The organism is Gracilibacillus salitolerans (genome assembly GCF_009650095.1).
Classification (GTDB): Bacteria; Bacillota; Bacilli; order Bacillales; family Amphibacillaceae; genus Gracilibacillus; species Gracilibacillus salitolerans.
This window is the reverse complement of the sequence record NZ_CP045915.1, coordinates 3,494,590-3,513,145: the sequence shown is the minus strand read 5'-3', so window position 1 is coordinate 3,513,145 and position 18,556 is coordinate 3,494,590. Positions and strand designations below refer to the sequence as shown.

At 34.1% G+C, this 18,556-nt stretch carries 18 protein-coding genes and 1 tRNA gene; 9 read left to right on the top strand and 10 right to left on the bottom strand.

The features are described 5' to 3' along the window. Positions 1-9 precede the first annotated feature (9 nt). A complete protein-coding gene (locus tag GI584_RS16815) occupies positions 10-405 on the top strand; it encodes a thiol-disulfide oxidoreductase DCC family protein (protein WP_153791941.1) in 396 nt (131 codons plus the stop codon). Positions 406-615: 210 nt separating this feature from the next. Here GI584_RS16815 and GI584_RS16810 read toward each other — a convergent pair whose 3' ends face one another. Continuing rightward, positions 616-2,154 (bottom strand): glycine betaine uptake BCCT transporter, encoded by a 1,539-nt coding sequence (locus GI584_RS16810; protein ID WP_153791940.1) that lies wholly within the window; start codon positions 2,152-2,154, stop codon positions 616-618. Between the two features lie 194 nt (positions 2,155-2,348). Then, entirely contained in the window at positions 2,349-2,837 is a 489-nt protein-coding gene (locus GI584_RS16805; RefSeq protein WP_153791939.1) for a CotY/CotZ family spore coat protein, read from the bottom strand. Between the two features lie 175 nt (positions 2,838-3,012). Here GI584_RS16805 and GI584_RS16800 point away from each other — a divergent pair, with 175 nt between their 5' ends. The 3 genes from GI584_RS16800 to GI584_RS16790 all read left to right on the top strand — a co-directional run bounded on the left by GI584_RS16800 (position 3,013) and on the right by GI584_RS16790 (position 4,272). After that, on the top strand, positions 3,013-3,411 hold the full coding sequence (locus GI584_RS16800) for a CotO family spore coat protein (protein ID WP_194842019.1): 399 nt from the start codon (positions 3,013-3,015) through the stop codon (positions 3,409-3,411). 99 nt (positions 3,412-3,510) lie between these two features. Further along, positions 3,511-3,732, top strand: coding sequence for a hypothetical protein (locus GI584_RS16795; RefSeq protein WP_153791937.1), 222 nt, complete (start codon positions 3,511-3,513; stop codon positions 3,730-3,732). Positions 3,733-3,993: 261 nt separating this feature from the next. Then, positions 3,994-4,272: a hypothetical protein gene (locus GI584_RS16790; RefSeq protein ID WP_100359643.1), complete on the top strand. Its 279-nt coding sequence runs from the start codon at positions 3,994-3,996 to the stop codon at positions 4,270-4,272. A gap of 162 nt (positions 4,273-4,434) precedes the next feature. On the opposite strand, the gene GI584_RS16785 is transcribed toward GI584_RS16790, so the two are convergent. From GI584_RS16785 to GI584_RS16770, 4 genes are all read right to left on the bottom strand, one after another. After that, on the bottom strand, positions 4,435-5,109 hold the full coding sequence (locus GI584_RS16785) for a DUF421 domain-containing protein (protein ID WP_153791936.1): 675 nt from the start codon (positions 5,107-5,109) through the stop codon (positions 4,435-4,437). 266 nt (positions 5,110-5,375) lie between these two features. Beyond that, positions 5,376-5,798: a GNAT family N-acetyltransferase gene (locus GI584_RS16780; protein ID WP_153791935.1), complete on the bottom strand. Its 423-nt coding sequence runs from the start codon at positions 5,796-5,798 to the stop codon at positions 5,376-5,378. An 11-nt stretch (positions 5,799-5,809) separates the two neighbouring features. Next, positions 5,810-6,526: an alpha/beta hydrolase gene (locus GI584_RS16775; protein WP_153791934.1), complete on the bottom strand. Its 717-nt coding sequence runs from the start codon at positions 6,524-6,526 to the stop codon at positions 5,810-5,812. 52 nt (positions 6,527-6,578) lie between these two features. Beyond that, positions 6,579-7,748: a cation:proton antiporter gene (locus tag GI584_RS16770; protein ID WP_153791933.1), complete on the bottom strand. Its 1,170-nt coding sequence runs from the start codon at positions 7,746-7,748 to the stop codon at positions 6,579-6,581. A gap of 106 nt (positions 7,749-7,854) precedes the next feature. Between GI584_RS16770 and GI584_RS16765 the strand changes: the two genes are divergently transcribed. Next, a complete protein-coding gene (locus GI584_RS16765) occupies positions 7,855-8,496 on the top strand; it encodes a DUF3298 and DUF4163 domain-containing protein (protein WP_153791932.1) in 642 nt (213 codons plus the stop codon). 36 nt (positions 8,497-8,532) lie between these two features. On the opposite strand, the gene GI584_RS16760 is transcribed toward GI584_RS16765, so the two are convergent. After that, positions 8,533-9,063, bottom strand: a complete 531-nt coding sequence (locus GI584_RS16760) for a cell wall hydrolase (RefSeq protein WP_228552434.1) — start codon at positions 9,061-9,063, stop codon at positions 8,533-8,535. A 366-nt stretch (positions 9,064-9,429) separates the two neighbouring features. On the opposite strand from GI584_RS16760, the gene GI584_RS16755 reads away from it, so the two are divergent. The 4 genes from GI584_RS16755 to GI584_RS16740 all read left to right on the top strand — a co-directional run bounded on the left by GI584_RS16755 (position 9,430) and on the right by GI584_RS16740 (position 12,578). Next, positions 9,430-9,502 (top strand) — tRNA-Val (locus tag GI584_RS16755). A gap of 543 nt (positions 9,503-10,045) precedes the next feature. Continuing rightward, a complete protein-coding gene (locus GI584_RS16750; protein ID WP_153791931.1) occupies positions 10,046-11,557 on the top strand; it encodes a glycine betaine uptake BCCT transporter in 1,512 nt (503 codons plus the stop codon). Positions 11,558-11,698: 141 nt separating this feature from the next. Then, on the top strand, positions 11,699-12,154 hold the full coding sequence (locus GI584_RS16745; protein WP_153791930.1) for a GNAT family N-acetyltransferase: 456 nt from the start codon (positions 11,699-11,701) through the stop codon (positions 12,152-12,154). Between the two features lie 232 nt (positions 12,155-12,386). Continuing rightward, positions 12,387-12,578, top strand: coding sequence for a hypothetical protein (locus tag GI584_RS16740; RefSeq protein ID WP_153791929.1), 192 nt, complete (start codon positions 12,387-12,389; stop codon positions 12,576-12,578). A gap of 95 nt (positions 12,579-12,673) precedes the next feature. On the opposite strand, the gene GI584_RS16735 is transcribed toward GI584_RS16740, so the two are convergent. The 3 genes from GI584_RS16735 to GI584_RS16725 form a co-directional block, all read right to left on the bottom strand. Then, entirely contained in the window at positions 12,674-13,744 is a 1,071-nt protein-coding gene (locus GI584_RS16735; RefSeq protein WP_153791928.1) for an LCP family glycopolymer transferase, read from the bottom strand. 173 nt (positions 13,745-13,917) lie between these two features. After that, the gene (locus tag GI584_RS16730) at positions 13,918-15,333 is read right to left on the bottom strand and encodes a hypothetical protein (protein ID WP_153791927.1); all 1,416 of its coding nucleotides are present in this window, start codon (positions 15,331-15,333) and stop codon (positions 13,918-13,920) included. A gap of 566 nt (positions 15,334-15,899) precedes the next feature. Then, entirely contained in the window at positions 15,900-18,212 is a 2,313-nt protein-coding gene (locus GI584_RS16725) for a helix-turn-helix domain-containing protein (protein WP_153791926.1), read from the bottom strand. Between the last annotated feature and the right edge of the window lie 344 nt (positions 18,213-18,556).

Sequence of the window (18,556 nt, the reverse complement as noted above, 5' to 3'; positions counted from 1 at the left end):
GTGCTATGTATGCAAAGAATCATTTTATTCGATGGTATCTGTAATTTCTGCAGCAGTAGTGTGCAGTTTATTATCAAGAGAGACCCCGATCTCAAGTTCCAATTCGCATCGCTACAAAGTAATGAAGGCAAACAATTATTAATAGAACATCAAATCTCAACAGATATGGACAGTATGGTTCTTATTGAAAAAGGTTGTGTTTATACAAAATCCACGGCTGCTTTACGTATTGCTAAAGAACTAAATGGAGCTTATCAACTCTTATTGGTATTTCTTGTTATACCAAAACCGGTTCGTGATATATTCTATACCATTCTTGCCAAAAATCGTTATCGTTGGTTTGGTAAAAAAGAACAATGTATGATTCCAAAACCAGAAGACAAACAACGCTTTTTAGATACATGAAAGGCTATCTCACAAAAAGGAGATAGCCTTTCTTCTTAACAGGTAAGAAAGTATAAACGGAGATGTCTAGCTCCAAGCGCCAAAAACTAGGCGACTTCCCGAAAGCGCCCTACGCTAAGTCATCATCGGTTCGTATGCTCACCGTGATTCCTTTATCTCAGTTGCTTCGGTCCAGTCGCTACGTTTTTAAGCGGGCGCTTTGCGCTTTTCTTAACTCTGTTCTCTTTTTCTTCTTTTCAATGTATATAGACGTGCTTCTTCTCTGAATGCTCTAAATATCGAGAAGATAACCATAATCATAATAATGGCAAAAGGGAAGGCCGCAATGATCGAGGCTGTTTGTAATGCTTCCAGTCCACCCTGCCATAATAATACAGCAGCTGTACCAGATTGAACAAGTCCCCATGCAACTTTCACCTTAATATCTGGATTTAAATCACCATTCGTAGTTTGCATACCAAGGACGAATGTTGCTGAGTCAGCAGATGTGATAAAGAAAGTACTGATCAGTAATACGGCAAGCACCGACATGATTAAACTTAATGGGAAGTTTTCCAAAACGGTAAAAAGTGCCGCTTCAGATCCAGATTCATTCATGATACTAAGTATATCGATATTTTCGTTCATTTCCAGGTGAATAGCTGATCCACCAAATACACTAAACCATAACGCACCAAAAATGGTTGGTACCAGCAAGACCCCAACAACAAACTCTCTAACTGTTCGGCCACGAGATACACGGGCGATAAACATACCGACGAATGGAGCCCAAGCGATCCACCATGCCCAGTAGAAAATGGTCCAATCTTCTAACCAGTGTGCATTTTCCTCATTAAAAGGCGCCATACGGAAACTCATCTCAGGTAAGTTCGAAATATAAGAGCCTAATGTTGTTGTGAAGAAATTCATAATGAAGTTGGTTGGACCAGTAAATAATAAGAACAGCATTAACAGAATTGCAACGATAATGTTTGTTGTACTTAGAATTTTAATCCCTTTATTCAAACCAGTTAATGCAGAAATCATATATAAGATTGTTACGGCTGCAATAATAATGAGTTGTGTATAAATAGTATTAGAAATATTTTCAGAAATAAATTCTAAACCACTACCAATTTGTTGTGCACCAAGACCTAGTGAGGTAGCAACGCCAAATACTGTAGCAAATACAGCAATCACATTAATTAATGTACCATAGCCACCATTCATTCTGTCCCCGTAAATAGGCTTCAAGGTACTACTGATTAGACCAGGCTCGTCCTTTCTGAATTGAAAGTAAGCTAATGCCAATGCTAATGTGGCATATACTGCCCATGGATGAAAGCCCCAGTGGAAGAAACTATGCTGCATAGCTACACGTGCTGCAGCTGCTTCTGTGTCGGTTGGGTATGGTGGAGCGTGCAAGTGCCAAACTGGTTCTGCTGCACCCCAGAAGACAAGACCAATTCCCATACCAGCACTAAATAGCATACCGAACCATGTTAAATAATTATATTCGGGTTTATCTCCGTCTTTTCCAAGCACAATGTTGCCATATTTAGATACAATTAAAAATATCGCAAAAATTAAAAAAGCAGTTGTTACTAATAAATAGAACCAACCGAAACGTGTTACCAGAAAACCTTGAATAAGAGTAGTGACGTGATCGAGGTTCCATTCAGGTAATACACTGCTAGGAATAATCCCCCATATAATAAATAACACTGAAATTGCAAGAGAAATATAAAAGACCTTTGTAACCTTTTTCATCCTATCATCCTTTCCAAATATTGTTTTGTGTATGAGTGCACAACATACTATACCCTTTTCTGTCACTAAATATTCGCCATTTTTCACACAACGTGTCGGATTTTATCAAATGTTGATAGAAAAATACAAGTAATATGGTTCGAAAATGAAAAAAATCTTCCAGCTTTCTATCGCTGGAAGATTAAAATTAATTATTAAAATACAGAAACAGCTGGTAAGCAAGTAATAGCACAGAAGCAATTTAAGTCTACAGTAATACAGATACCAGTACGCTCTAGATCACTCACTTTTTCGTTGTCCAATTGCTCACAAGGATCGCCGCAAGTAGTGTCATCGTTGTCGAACACTAATAGTTCTAATACTGCACAGCAGTCCTCATCATCCACTTCTGTTACTCGGAAAATAAAACTGCTGAAGCATTCGAATCTACCGTCACTAACTTCAGCTCCGAATCCTTTGAAAGGTTTTCCTTTTTTATCATATAGAATAAAAGGTACTGTATCTAAGCCGTTACCTCGCACTGGTGATACTAAATCTTGAATAGATCGCGCACAGCTTACATCACATTCCATTTCTACAACGTTATCTTGTGCATCATTAATCGCACGAACAACTTCGCATACACAATCACTTCCACTAATTCCAGCTACATTATCATCATGACATCCTGTATTTTTTCCCATTACACTACACTCCTCTTCTGAAAAGATTTCGTTAACACTAATTAATCTATGAAAGAATTGTCTATTCGTATAGACAGAAGCCTTGTTTTACATAATTAAGTATTGCTTTTTTTTTCACATGCTATAGACGTTTGTCATATACATAAGTATGCAGTGTTATAGGGAGGTAGTGAAGATGGACTCCATCAGTGAAAATCGAGAATTACCAAAGTTATATATTACTCAACCCGATTTGGCAGAACCGAAGCGAACCATGCAGTCACGTTATCATTCTGTTAGTGCCTATGATAAGCCACGTCAATCTCAAGATATACCTGATCAGTATATTTCAAAGAAACAACTGGAAAATAAAACATTTAATGAAATGACCATATTGGAAAAAGTAATCTATTTTGCTTCTATGCCTTTTCATGTTCCAAGAGTAAAATGCGAATTAATAACGGAGCGGAAAAAATATATAGGACTGATCGATGACTATCAAAATGATATGGTAATCATAAAAGTGGCAAGTAAACCTAGGCCTATATCCATTCCGCTGAAACAAATTAAAGAAATCCATATGGTCGGCTTATAATATAGGGATAAATGACACTATTCTTTGCCTAATGCATAAGATGTAATGATCAATTGTAACCTAGTACATTGGATATAAAAGGAAGAAGGAGTGAAGAACGTGTCAGAAAAGAAGAAAGTGATTTATGTGAAAGATCTAGTTATCAAAGCAGAGAATGTTCGAATTGAACCAACTCGTCGCCACGATCCTTTCTTTGGTCCACGTGGTGTGGAAGGCGAAGAAGAGGAACTGATTGAAAAAGATGAAGTGGAAGAGGTTGCAGACGAACAAGACGATGATGACAAAGAAAAAGGCGAACGACCTCCATTTTCATGGTTCTAATAATAAAACAGATAGCTTTTTCGTGAGGAGCTATCTGTTTTATTTTTGTAAGAAAGAATATACATTGGTGCATATAAAACATAAACTGCAAAGTAAAATTGTTGTGGATTTGCTTCCTTCTATTCTGATGTATCAAGTACCCAAGAAGGGCTTTTGGGTGGATTTTTCCTGTCTTTTCTTATTAGACGGACAAAAGTATGATTCATCTTCCGAAATTATGGGTATATAATAATATAGAAGCATGAAAGGGGATGGGTGATAATGGGATATATTATGCCAGTTGAGAATTATCAGTATCAACAGTATCATAATCGTGTCACACGTGAAGAGCGTGATCCATTTCCAATTGAAAGGCTATACCCGATCCAATTTGGCATGCGTTATAAAGAGGAACAAACAAAGGATGAACCGAAAAAAATAATGATTCCTCAGCAAAAGAAAAGAAAACGTGATCAAGCAACGGAACAAGAAATTCATACAAAACATACAATATATGCAGAAGTCACTGGAAAAGGTGGCAAATTTGAAGCAACAGTATAGGTTAGTTAAAGGATGGATTGAATGATGATATATTTGATCCATTCATTTTTGATAAGATAGTTTTTAGTTTTGTGGTAAATGCATCATACTTAAATGAAAAAGTAGTTCCCTTTGGAGTACATATAAAAACTTTGTACTCCAAATAGAACTACTTATTAGGTATTAATATCCTTGAACATATAGATTTTGGTCTTTTTCGTATTCAGCAAAAAACACATCTTTAACAGAATTAATTTCCTGTTTCTCTAATTCCTCTTTTAACCAATTTTCATCCTTACCGATTTCGCGAAGGCTATCCCAAATAATTTCGCCGTCATTAATGAGCATGAAGGATAATGCGACTTGTTCAAGGGGAAGATTTAAGTCATTGCGTGTTGGGAGTTGGTGGGCAGTTTTCTTCATTACGGAAACTGTACCGTCTGTTTCCAGGATGGCATAATCTACTTCTCGAATGGAAAATACATCTTTGGATCGCAATAAGTGTAATAACTGATTTATATCAAGCTTTCCTTTTTTCATTTCGTCGCGCTGTAATTTCCCTTTATGGATGACAATTGATGGCCGGCCCTCCAGAATCGATCTTGTGTTCTTAAACCGTTGGGTAGTAATTTCTGTCAAATATAATAAACCTCCCCACAACAGAATTGCAAAAGCAATATCCCTAATACCTACTTCGTTATCATAAAGGGCATTCCCAACTAATTCCCCAAGAATAAGTGCAGAGATAAAATCAAATGCTGTCAGTTGTCTGATTTGTGTTTTTCCAAGCACCTTAGTTAAGATAAACAACATGACAAAACCAAACAAAGTCTCTACAAAAATTGAACCGTAATGCATCGTTGTTTCTCCTATCTTTATCAGATTTTTTATTAGGATATACCAAAACAATAAAGTACATACATATTGAAAAGGTTCTAAAAAAAAAAGCTAGAATGGATTTCCCATTTTAGCTTTAACAGTCTATCACGGTGCTAACCGTCCGTAACCCCTCACTTCGAGCGGAAATTTCAATGAAGTATATTGAGGGGTAACGGTCGCTAACTTCCTGAGAAGTTTTGCTAACCAACAGTAGGGAAAACCACCCCACAATTGGAAGTCTCACTTTATAATGGTTTTGTCATTGTCACATGAGGGATGCCGGCATCCATGAACTCACCTGAAATCGTTTCATATCCAAGCGATTGATAAAATTTCTCCGCTTGTATTTGGGCATTTAGTTTTGCTTTTTTCATGCCTTTTTCTTTTGCTTTGTCTTCCATAAATAAAAGAATATCTCTACCGAAGCCTTTGCCTCGTTGTGATTGTAATACACAAATTCTCTCCATCTTAGCGTAACCATCAACAAAGCGCATTCTACTGGCTGCCACCGGCCCCTTATTTCCATACCCAATAAAATGCAGTGCTTCTTGTTCTAGTTCATCAATTTCTAACTCTTCTGGTACTCCTTGTTCATTCACAAAAACAGTGAAACGAACTTTATAGGCATCCTGTAATTCCTCTTCGGTTTTGACTACTTTTAAATCCATTTCTTATCCCCTTATCCTAACATCTTCATTAATATTTCTTTTAAATCTTTTTGCCAATATTTCCATGTATGATTCCCGTTAAATTCATCAAAATGATAGACCTGCAGTTTCCCATCTAAGGTATGATTTAAAGTGCGATTAGGCGTTAAAAAATCCGCAGTTTCTCCATTTGTCATGTGTACATCTGTTTCTTCTTTTCCAATCGAATGAAATACTTCAATATGTGAAAATTCCGATGCATTGCTTGCCCTTTCCAACACATCCTCATCAACATAGGGTGATTGCATTATCACCGTATCGAACGTATGTGGAAATTGGGTTGCGATTATAAATGCCAATGTACCAGCTAGCGAATCTCCCATTAATACTCGCTTTACCGGTGTAATATGTAAATGATTCTCGACATAAGGAATCGCTTCCTTTACAAGAAAAGCAATATAGGCTTCCTGTTGTTTCCCACTTGGGTGATATTTTCCCCACCGGTCATTCTTATCTTGATAATGAACGCCAACAAAAATAGTTGATTCAATCACTATATCTTCATGTAGCTGATCACTTAAAGTCGCCACTCGTCCCATCCTGAAATAATCATCACCATCATTCATAATACACAATTGATAATCTTTAAAAGCTGTAAATCCTTCTGGAAGGTACCACTTTATCTGGATTTCTTCATTCAAATGGTCACTTTGAATGGTCGCATCTTCCATGGTTCCATTGCGCCCCACATAAACTCCTCCTTATCATTAAGTATTTTAACAGGATTTCCATTTAGATGCATTATTTTAACAACCATCGTGATATGGGTGCCATACTAAGACTTTGAATCGTTAGTGACAATAGGATAACAGTAAAACTGACACCAACCATCCAATCACTGTCAATGACATTTGCATTTTTTGCGTATAATGTCAGAATCAAAAAGACAGACATCGATCCTTTTAGTCCGGCCCATGATATTAACAAGTTATAACGCCAGGAAAGAGAATGAATCACCTTCGTTACAGCATAGGTAATGATAAACCTAACGAAAATCATAAACAGAAAAATGGTGACAGCATATAACCAATAATCAATAGCTAAATATTCGGTAATTTCAATACCGATAACTAAAAATAATATTGCAAGTAAACTGTTTTCCACAATCATCCAAAACCCATCTAATGATTCACGAAAATGAGCTTCTTTTATCGCTCGTCCATATTCAAACGAAATCATCATCCCGCTTGCAACAGTTGCTAAGACACCTGAAACATTTACAGCCTCAGCAATCAAGAAAGAACCATATGCCAAAATAATACTGAGCATAATTTGATAATTACGATAATGAGAATAGTGGACAATTTTGCTAACTAAATAACCACAGACAAGACCGATCGCAATTCCTCCTAATGAAACGAATAGAAAGTCACCAAGAAAAGCAGAAAATGAGAATCCTTTTTCACGTGTGGTAATAGCAAATAAAGTAGTAAAAAGCACAATACTAGTCCCATCATTTAACATGGATTCCCCTTCGACCATACTGGCGATCTGTTCATTTCCGGTTGCTTTTTTGATAATGGAAACAACCGAAACAGGATCAGTAGGTGTAAGTATAGCAGCAATAACAAAAGCACTACCTAAACCAACAGGGGAGATAACAGCAATCAAATAACCTAATATAAGTACATTCAAAATAATCCCGATAGTTGCAAGAGAAATAATTAAGCTTGCATTTTGACGGAAATCCTTTATAGGAAACTGATAGGCAGATACAAATAATAAAGCAGGCAAAAAAATATGATAAATAGTATTCTCCGTTAGTTTTATCGTCTCAAAAAAAGGAATAAAAGCAAGCCCTATGCCAAGTAATATTAAAACAGTAGGAACAGGAAAGTTCTCTTTCTTTGTATCAATTGTAAAAATAAGATAGCCAATAAAAAGTAAGATCACTATTTGTTCAATCGACATTTTCTTCACCACCTATGGTTTAGTTATTCCCATTTTTTTTCACCAAAAACACATGTATGTTTACGATTATTCTAGGTAAGCTAAGCAAAAAAGGATGTGTGCTTAAATGAAGAAGCTCTGTTTATTCTTATTATTCTTTGCGATGATAACTTCCCCGGTATTAGCGAATAGTCAAACTGTTCTGGTAACAGATGAAATATATAAGGATATGGAGGCATTAAAATATCCTCAAGTTTCAGAAACTGAAAAACCCGGGATGGAAGATAAAATCAATAAGACATTCCAGAAGTATATTAAAGAGTCTTTTAAAGAACTGAAGGAAAATGAAGAACAAAGTAAGAAATATGATTTTCATGCGGAATATCAAACTGATTATGAAGTGAAATATAACCAAGCTTCCAAATTGAGTATCTTGACAAGTAATTATATTTTCAGTGGAGGGGCACATGGTAACACTACTGTCGAGTCCTTTAATTATGATATGGATAAGGGAAAGCGTGTATACTTAACCAATATCCTTACAGAGGAGGAGCAAATTGAAGCGGTTCGTGATTATGTATGGGAGTATGCCACTGAGCGTCCAGATATATTTTATCCAGATTTGAAAAAAGAAGATATTAAGTTAACGAAGGATACGGCATTCTATTTTACAGATGATGGTATTACTTTGGTGTTCCAGCAATATGAGATTGCACCATATGTTGCAGGAAATCAAGAAATTCATGTGCCGACAGAGGTATATGAGTAAAATAAAGAAAAAAGAGAACTGGTAGCTCCAGTTCTCTTATTTTGCAAATACGTGATTCCCAATTTTCACTGTTGTTTGTTGGTCAAAAATCCAAGCGCTTGCAGCCGTTTCTGGATTATAGAAATAAATCGAACCTTGCCCTTGTCCACGAAAAGCGATTGCTTCTTCTACTGCACGTTTTGCTTCACTATCAGCTGGTTTATTGATTTCCCCATTTTCAACAGGACTGAATGCATAGATCGCTCCATTCTCATATGTTTCATGCACAACACCTTTTATAGTGTTTGGAAAGTTAGAATGGTCGACACGATTTAAGATAACAGTTGCCACTGCCACTTTTCCAGCGTATGGCTCTCCTTTTGCTTCTGCATGAACTAGTCTAGCTATTAATGCTTTGTCCGATTCTGAAATAGACGCTGGTACCGTGAGTTTATCACCAGGGTATAAAATGGAAGAAGAGTAGTTATTAATATGCATAAGTTCATTCGTAGATACTCCATGTTTTTGTGCAATTTTCCAGAACGTATCTCCTTTTTTTACTGTATACGCATCAACGAAACCAGGCATAACCGTAAGACCTGTAATAACAATTAAACTAGTTAATAAAGCTTTTATTTTCAAATTCATTACCTCCTGCAAATTAATCTATCTACTAGACTAGCAAATGTAATATAAAGAATCGCTCTGATAATTTTTCCAATCCATGTGAAGCTTGATGTAATAGGTGGCAGAAAAGTTTACCAATGTTTAATTGTTTGGTAATAAAAGGATGTAATAGCAATTACGCCTAAGAATATGACAATTGTAAAGGTATTGAAACAATGGATTCGTTAATGATTGGATTACATAATTTTGATGAATGGCGCAATATTGTTTAAAATTCAATTGACAATTACTACGAGTTCTCATATATTTAAATAGAAACTAAAATATGATTCCGTAGCTCAGCTGGGAGAGCGCCACCTTGACAGGGTGGAGGTCGTTGGTTCGAGCCCAATCGGAATCATCCTATGTAAAAGGCTGAAATCCTTGGTACTAAAGGGTTTCAGCCTTTTTATATGTCTTCCTAGTTTTGAGTGTTTTTATGTCCAATCAACTGATGTTCGCATTTTGTTACCCTTAGTGTGCTAAAGCGCTTTTTGATGTATTGAATGTGAATAAAATTGAAGAGTTAGTTAGCTAAATTTAATCAAATATATAAGATCTGTTTTGTGTTAGTATTTTTAAATTGCTCTACAACAGTTAGTACCCACTACCTTCACTATTATCAATAATATGTACATACTCGTTAAGGTGTTTGAAAGAAGTTGTGTTTCTTCTGATAATATCTTCAGTCGGAATGTTGTGACCGCCATTTCTGATTCTCACTGCAATCCTAAAAAAATCCATTATAATCACCATAATTTTACTATTCATCTATAAAATCATAATTAAATGGAGAAAAGATAAGATGTATCCTAGCTAACATAAAGATTCGCTACTTTTTACATTATATAAGAAAAAAAGAGAATACTAATCTATACCGTTAACACATGTAGGAGGTAATGTGATGAAACAACGTTATTTAGTGTTTTACATATCCATATGTATACTTTCTATGCTCGTTATTGCTGGAATTATTATTCCAAATGTATTAGACGAGATCACGTCGAATATTCAAGCTTTCTTTTCTGATGCATTTGGATGGTATTATCTTATCCTGGTCACTATTGTGCTTGTTATTTGTCTATATTTATTAATTTCTCCTGTTGGTCGGATTAAGCTCGGAAATCAAGATGAAAAACCGGAATTTTCTCGACCGACTTGGATTGCTATGTTATTTAGTGCCGGAATGGGAATAGGGCTTGTTTTTTATGGCACATCAGAACCGATTAGCCATTATGCAATTAGTTCTCCTACTGGTGAAATTGGTACCGATCAAGCTATAAAGGATGCACTTAGATTTACTTTTTTCCATTGGGGGATTCATGCTTGGAGTATATATGCCATCGTTGCTCTAGCAATTGCCTATTTTCATTTTAGACACAATAAATTGGGTTTAATAAGTGCAACTTTACAGCCGATTTTCGGTGATAAGGTGAAAGGCATTACAGGAAAAGCTATTGACATCTTTTCTGTATTGGCAACTGTTCTTGGTGTTGCAACATCGCTAGGGTTTGGGGCAGTTCAAATCAATGGTGGTTTGGCATATCTATTTGACGTATCTACAACTGTTTGGATACAATTTATTATTATTGCCATTGTTACAGTACTCTTTTTAATATCGGCATGGTCTGGATTAGGTAAAGGAATAAAAATATTAAGCAATGCTAATATGATTTTAGCCGGAGCTTTATTTTTACTTATGTTTTTATTCGGTCCAACGTTATTTATTCTAAATTTATTTACCAATACGATTGGTTCATATTTTCAAACGTTACCACAGATGAGCTTTAGGATTGCACCTTTAAACGAAGACATTCGTGGATGGATTAATGGATGGACAATTTTTTATTGGGCCTGGTGGATTGCATGGGCACCATTTGTAGGTATCTTTATTGCCCGAGTTTCTAGAGGAAGAAGTATTAGGGAATTTGTTTTTTTTGTACTACTAATACCTTCAATCGTTGTTTTTTTATGGTTCTCAACCTTCGGAGGTTCTGCGATTTCACTTGAGCATAATGGTATTGCTGAGATATCAAGTCTATCTGCAGAAGAATCGTTATTTGGCGTTTTTTCGCATTATCCATGGCCTCTAGTAACATCCATAACTGCTATGGTGCTTATTGGGTCATTTTTCATTACATCTGCTGATTCAGGAACATATGTATTGAGTATGATGACAACAAACGGATCACATTCTCCTGGTAATAAAATAAAATTCACATGGGGGATTTTGCTTTCTGCAATAGCAATAGTGCTTCTATACTCAGGTGGTCTTCAAGCTTTAGAAAATATGATGATTATAGCAGCCTTACCGTTTTCTGTAATTATTGTTTTAATGGCAATTAGCCTATTGAAAGCTTTACGTGAAGAAGCAAAAAAACTTGGAATAGGTCGTATAAAAAAAAGAAAGACATAAAGTAATTAACGACCGAGTAGCTATGTATTTTATACTAAAAAAACAATTTCTCTCAGCTTATATTTTAGGACACATTCCTTCAAAGGGGGTGTGTCTTTTTTAAAATTAAGTTAATATGAATTTAAAAAAGGTGGAGTTACTTTGCAAATTAGAAAATTAAATAAAAACGACAAACCGCCAATAGATTTATTGTTCCTAGCTGATCCTTCTCGAAAGCTGATAGAGGAATATCTGAAACGTGGAGCCTGTTATATAGCTGAGAAAAATAATAAAATAATTGGAGTATATATTCTACTACCTACAAAACCAAATACAATAGAATTAGTAAATATAGCTGTTTCTGAGCACGAGCAAGGAAAAGGTGTTGGAAAACAATTAATCATGGATGCGATTCAAAAATCAACAGCAAATGGTTATAAAACTATCGAAGTAGGAACAGGGAATTCAAGTATCGGGCAGTTAGCTCTATATCAAAAATGTGGATTCAGGATTAATAGTATAGATCGTGATTTTTTTGTAAGACACTATGAAGAAGATATTTTTGAAAACGGGATCTGGTGTAGGGATATGATTCGGTTATCACAAAAGTTGAAATAAGAAAGCTGTGTGAAACCTCCTAAAAAGAGGAGTATTTTTCTATGTGGTATGTAAGAGAGCATCACTTTTAAATTTATTTAAAATAACAAAATTCACAAAAAGTCTCATTGAATCATATTTATTTATTACAATAATTGGTAAAAGGAAAATAGAATAGAATATAGTTATAAGTAAACGACATAGCGGGGAATGAATTTGGAATCTGTGATAATAGAAGGAGGGAGGAGAGATTATGCAGGCTATTATAGCCACCTTAGTTATCATTGTAGCCATTATAGCTGACTACTTCTGGTTTGATGTCAGTGAAAAAAGGTGGGGCTGGATGCGAGGATGGTCCACTCGTAATAAAGTTTTATTCTTTTCCGGTTTTCTTGTTGTATCAGCATTAATTTATCTTGGTTTAAGTACAGAATATTTCAGTTAGATCATCACAAGAAAAAAGCCTAAATTGAAAAACATTTAGGCTTTTTTTGAATTGTGCGAATTGGTTTCAAAAATGAGAATAAGCTCAGCCACAGGCTATTCCGTTTCGAAAATTTGATCCTCATCAGCAGAATAATCGCTAGTATTTCCCTCTTCCAATTCCAATTCCAGTTCTTGCTTCAATTGTTGAGAGGTAGTGTTTATTCCCTCTTCTGATGGTATGAAATACCAAGTACCATCTATTTTTTGATCTCCACCTTCTATTTCAAAAGTTTTGATATTAGAAGAATTCATGGAAGAATATGCTTTCTGTAAATTAAAAATTTCTGATGCACTCAAGCTTGTAGTCACGTTTTCACCTAAAATATCCGTGATTTCTCCCACTTTGAAGAGTGATTCTGCTGAAATAGCTTCATCAATAGATGCCTGGATAAATTGACGCTGTCTTTCATCTCGAGAATAAATATCATTTACATCCCGTTTTCTCATCCGTACAAAAGCTAAGGCTTCTTCGCCATTTAATATGCTTTCTCCTTCTTCAAAATAAATTTTCTCTCCGCCTACATAGAAATTCTTTTCCCAGAATGGCTCTTTTATATCAACTGTGACGCCACCAAGTGCGTCCACAATATCTCTAAACCCATCAAAATTCACGGTGACATATTCATCAATGGGGATATCAAGCAATTGTTCTACCTTTTCAACAGTCAGTTTATTGGCACCATAGTCAAAAATAGACCCGTAAGTGTAAGATGCATTCATTTTATGGAAGCCTGCATATTGTCCGGCTTCTTCTGCTGAAAATTCCATCCTTGTATCACGAGGTACAGTTGTCATTGTCATTTGATTTGTATTCGGATTTATTGTCACTACAATTTGAGTGTCTGCACGACCATTCTGACCATCTGTTTCGTAATCCTCCACACCAATTAATAAAATGGATATAGGGTCATCTCCAATCGTAACTTCATCTTCTCTAAGCTCTGACTTACCATCTGGACGAACTATCTCCTCATGGGATTCTTTCGTTGCACCATAAACATTCACAAATAAGTATATACCGTAGCCAATGACGGAGATAAACAATAATAAAACAATCCATAATATTCGCTTTTTCCACTTGTTTGATTTTTTTCTATTTTTTCTGTCTGTTCGAAGTTCACTCAAAATAAATACCTCACCTTTGTCTATTAATCTATTAGAATTTTTTTCATATATTGCAGTAATATATTCATCTCTAAATTAGACGAATTACCAATTAAAAAGTTACATTTATTTCTCGATATAGTCAAATAATAACGGATTATTTTGAGAACTCTTAGTTGAAAATTCATCATATTTTACTCTGAAAGCCTGTTAATTAAACGCATTAACCTCTTACCAGAAGAAATTTTGTTGCTATAACTTTGCGATAGAAATTCAGTGATTGTATTGTCCATATATGATTGTAAATTTTTATTTGTGAAAAAATCAGTGACCAATTTTGATAGTTGCTTAGGGTCAGACTGTAGAAGTTTTTCCATATTATGATAATAACCGGTATTACCAGGGAAGGCTTCATCTAAAATAAATACAGGTTTTTTGGCTAACATAGCTTCCAAAGCAACTGTGGAAGCATAAGAAACAACCACATCTGATAAGCTGAAAAGGTCATAATGATGATACCCTTTGGAAGCATAGACAAAGGAATGGGTGTCTAGAAGAGGATGGTTCTCTTTATATCTAAAGTCCTTGATTATCACATTTATGTTATCTTTGGTGCCTAAATGGTCGAGGAAAGCATTCCATTTTTCAAAGAGAAGCTGCCCTCGGATAATCAGTAAAAGGGTTTTCTTAGTTGGGTCAATTCCAAGATTTTGTTTTATTTCTTCTTTACGTATCTTTGGTACCTGGTTGATCATATCAAACCTTGGATGTCCGATGATTTCTAAATCTTTTTTATTTATTCCGTTCTGTTGATACCAATTTATTTCAAATTGCCCATAAACGGCATCGATGTCTGCAATTTTTGGTATATAACCGAATTCACTGGAGATAATCCCATGCTGCATACAAATAGTCGGGATCCCATAACCAGCCGCAACAAAAACTAATGTACGGCTTTCAGGGTAATGGGTGGAAGGGACAATGACAGTGGAGATTGACATTTTCCTAAATAAGTTCGCTACTTCTTCAATACGATTAACTATTTTAGCTATTTGCATAAACAATCTACTTCTGAAAGTTTGATTAGTATAGACTAAATGATTAGGGAACTTAGATAAGATTACTTGTGCTTTCTTTTTCAGTTTGTTGATCGGATCTGTCACATCTTTTTTATAGTTGTCAAAGTTTTGTATTGGATAGCCTTTCAATCCAACAAGATATTGTTTTTCTTTCCTTTGAGGAATAGTGTCTTGCAGTATCAGTGTCTTTCTTTTGTCAAAATAATGATAGAAGGTGTCGTTTGGAAATCGTAAAAGGTCATATACATCGTGTAAGAGTATTTTGCCATTCTTATTTTTCTTAAAAGGTCTTTGTATCGTTGCTTTCTTCTTACTGAATGTTTGCTGAATGTCAGATAAGTCGTTTAATGTATTTTTAAGAGATATAGTATATGCAGGATCATGTAATGCCTCGATCAATTCCTTGTTTTCTCTGATTAAACTTCCATAGTGGAGAAGATAAACTAATGGGTACCCTTTGTATTCTAATTCTGCAAAGTCATCAAGAAAGTCAAGGTAAACCGTCCAATAATTCTTTTCATAGGTATTCATTCTTAAACTCCTTTTCGAACAAGGTGCGCTTAACTTTTATAACGAAGCTAACCGTCCGTAAGACCCCAACTGAGGCAAGCCTCACTTAATCAAAAAAGTATTAATATATTTTCAAAAATTCACACTGCTTACATTATTTATTCTTATTTATATTCGAATAATTAAGTTCGGTGAAAATAAGGGCCTACATAATTAAAGGATAATTAAGAATAAATCGGCAAATTCAGGCTACCATAATAGTAGCCTATTTATCATCATGGAGGGAATTACATGTCCAAACAACGCAAAAAAGAAAAACCTAATTATGCTCCTACAAATCCGGATGAAAAAATGCCTGATGAGCAAAAAAGAGGAAGAGGTAAATCACCTTCACGAGGTAATCCGTTGTAGAGTGAATAAATAAAAAACTAATTAAGATGGAAGGAGGGAGGAAGACATCCTCCCTTCGAACTAAAAGCCTACACTTCATTTTATCTGCCTTCTGCTATTACAAATCTTCTTTTTTCCAAAAAATTCATACGATTCTTGGGGTGTTTTTTCCTGTTTCATATTATTGGGTCACTCTATTATAGTAATCCTTCCTCTTTCCTTTCGAAATTAGAACGATACTTTCCTGGAGTAATTCCTTCCATTTTTCTAAATGATCGAATAAAGTTTTGTGAGTTCTTATATTGTAATTCTGTTGCTATACTTTTTACTGACATATTAGTAGTTGTTAACCAGTGTTTTGCTTTATTTATCCGATATTCTAAAAGGTACTCAGTAAAAGTATAGCCTATTTCCTTTTGGAATATATTACTTAGGTAATTAGGGTTATAGTGTAGCCTAGACGAAACAAACTCTAATGAAATATTTTGGTTATAATTCTCATGGATCATCCTTATTATTTTATAGGATATTTTTTTGTTTTTACTTTCATTTTTTGCATCAAGTTTAATGATTAAAGACTGAATCACATTATATAGTATCCAATTTTTTAGTTCATCAAATGACTTTAAGCTATGATGCTGCCTTATCATATCAATGGAGTCGAAATCTTCAAACTGAACTCCCAATGATTCTTTCAATTCAAATAGTTCAAATAAAAAACGCGAAAGAATAATATTGAGCTGTTGGTGCTTGATTTCATTGCGTTCAATATATTCAAAAAATAGTAGAGCCTCCATATTAGCATTTTTATAATCGCTTATTTTTATAAAATCAAATAATTTGTTAATTATTGCTATTGGGTAAGGAGCTAGGTTTGAATAATTGTGATTCAAGTTCTTATAATAGATTACTGAGGAGTTCCCCATTTTTAAACGATATTTTAGAGCTTCCATACTTTCATTAAATGCGTTCTCTGCTTCATGTAAGTTTTTAAATCTATTACTTATACCAATACTTATACTTACGTGTAACAGATCTTTAATTTTTTTTTGTATCAACTCTGCGTTTTTATTAATGTTTCGAGTATATGATGGTTCACTTGTGCTTTCTGTAATAATGACAGTAGTTTGGGTGTTATTCAGAACTATAGGTGTTAATCTATTTTTGTTTGGAATGATATCATTAATTAAATTATTGATAGCAAATAAAATCAGTTCTTGATCATTTTCATTAAAATTATTATCTTCAGTTACATCAATTTTTATGGAAAAAACCGTCAACCAATTCCAATTTTGAGGATAATGGTATGATTGAAGTTTGAGTTGAATTTCATTTTCATCAATTCTTCCGTGTAATAGTCGAATCATAAATAATTGCTTGAGTTGTATTATTTGATTTTGCATTCTTTGTTTTAATTTTTTGTTTTTATCCAGTAAATTTTCGATATGTGTTTCAATAAATTCAAATTCACTTGTTTGATTGACCGTTTGTTGACTTTTGTCTAAACTCCCAAAAATAGCAATGTTTATTTTTTTTATAGGTTTATATAGGAAGTTACTGCCGATAACCGATAAAATAATAGATACTATTAGCAAGATGCAAACAATGATAATAATTAATAAGCCAACCGAACTCGATTTTTTATGTAAGTCGCTTATTTTAACAAAGGAAATATAAGTCCAATTATTATATGAAGATGAATCATAAGTAACTTTATAAGTAGTATCTTCAATAGATAAATTTAATTGGCCTTCAGCATCGTTATTTTCTATATTACTGAATAAGGAAGAAGAAACTGAAGAAATATCTTCCGTATATTCTGCATTACTGTGTGCAATTACTTGATTATATTCATCCAGAATGAGAAAAGATTCATTGTTGTTACTTTTAGACATTATCTTAGTAAGTTCACAAGCCGGAATGAATATGGCAATAATGCTAGTTGACCTCGTAGATAATAATGGTAGCTCTTTTACTAGGTAAATATATTTTGAACAATTACCTATTGTGGCATTAGGAAGTCTGATTTGGTCTTTTTCTTCAATAAGCCAATGTGTTTTCCCTGATTTTTGTAGATAATGAGAGTTTATTTGGTTAGAAGTGTTTTCATCTAATTGAAAGAAACCTTCATTATTGATAAGCCATTTATTGTCTAAATTTGCAAATACGATATCTTCAATTCCGTACTCAATATTTTGCAATTGTACTAACTCACTTTTTAGCCAGCGAAAATCAGTGTATAAATCGGGAGATATATCTTCGAATAGCAATTGTTGAGCATTACTAGAATTAATAAAATATGTAGCAGATAAATCAACATACTTTAATACTTGTTCAACATTTGTTTGTATTTGATAAAGGTTTTGTTTTTTTTCATCATTAGAAAAATCCACAACTGCTTTGGAAGATTGTGAATAAGAAAGACTTCCAGTCAACATTACAGGTAAACAGCTTAGTAATATAAAAAAAGCAACTAGCTTATAATAGTGCTTTTTTTTTGAATTTTTCATATATAACTCCCCTTGGATCTTTTAATCGATTATTTAAAGTATTAAAAATGAATGTTGTTTGTATCTAGATTTAAGCTTGTTTTAAAACAGGCGAAGAATGAGAGGAATTATTTAAACGCTTTCATAATATCAGAATACACGTTAAAAACAGAATCGTAAATAGATAGTCATCATTTTCTCAGATAGCGAAAAGTATTTAATTAGTCATTCAAATTGAAACAAATCATTTTATTTTTTTTGTTAAAAATCACCGGCTTAGATATTAATATATTATCGATTCAAGAAAATATGAAAAATGAAGGAATAGTAATACTTTAATTGTCTCTCTCTGAAGATACCATTGC

What these genes read in the sequence shown, in the direction of transcription:
- GI584_RS16750 (WP_153791931.1), top strand. Translation starts at nt 10,046, where the DNA reads ATGAAACAACGTTATTTAGTGTTTTACATATCCATATGTATACTTTCT.
- GI584_RS16800 (WP_194842019.1), top strand. Translation starts at nt 3,013, where the DNA reads ATGGACTCCATCAGTGAAAATCGAGAATTACCAAAGTTATATATTACT.
- GI584_RS16805 (WP_153791939.1), bottom strand. Translation starts at nt 2,837, where the DNA reads ATGGGAAAAAATACAGGATGTCATGATGATAATGTAGCTGGAATTAGT.
- GI584_RS16810 (WP_153791940.1), bottom strand. Translation starts at nt 2,154, where the DNA reads ATGAAAAAGGTTACAAAGGTCTTTTATATTTCTCTTGCAATTTCAGTG.
- GI584_RS16770 (WP_153791933.1), bottom strand. Translation starts at nt 7,748, where the DNA reads ATGTCGATTGAACAAATAGTGATCTTACTTTTTATTGGCTATCTTATT.
- GI584_RS16765 (WP_153791932.1), top strand. Translation starts at nt 7,855, where the DNA reads ATGAAGAAGCTCTGTTTATTCTTATTATTCTTTGCGATGATAACTTCC.
- GI584_RS16785 (WP_153791936.1), bottom strand. Translation starts at nt 5,109, where the DNA reads ATGCATTACGGTTCAATTTTTGTAGAGACTTTGTTTGGTTTTGTCATG.
- GI584_RS16780 (WP_153791935.1), bottom strand. Translation starts at nt 5,798, where the DNA reads ATGGATTTAAAAGTAGTCAAAACCGAAGAGGAATTACAGGATGCCTAT.
- GI584_RS16815 (WP_153791941.1), top strand. Translation starts at nt 10, where the DNA reads ATGCAAAGAATCATTTTATTCGATGGTATCTGTAATTTCTGCAGCAGT.
- GI584_RS16740 (WP_153791929.1), top strand. Translation starts at nt 12,387, where the DNA reads ATGCAGGCTATTATAGCCACCTTAGTTATCATTGTAGCCATTATAGCT.
- GI584_RS16790 (WP_100359643.1), top strand. Translation starts at nt 3,994, where the DNA reads ATGGGATATATTATGCCAGTTGAGAATTATCAGTATCAACAGTATCAT.
- GI584_RS16760 (WP_228552434.1), bottom strand. Translation starts at nt 9,063, where the DNA reads ATGCCTGGTTTCGTTGATGCGTATACAGTAAAAAAAGGAGATACGTTC.
- GI584_RS16730 (WP_153791927.1), bottom strand. Translation starts at nt 15,333, where the DNA reads ATGAATACCTATGAAAAGAATTATTGGACGGTTTACCTTGACTTTCTT.
- GI584_RS16725 (WP_153791926.1), bottom strand. Translation starts at nt 18,212, where the DNA reads ATGAAAAATTCAAAAAAAAAGCACTATTATAAGCTAGTTGCTTTTTTT.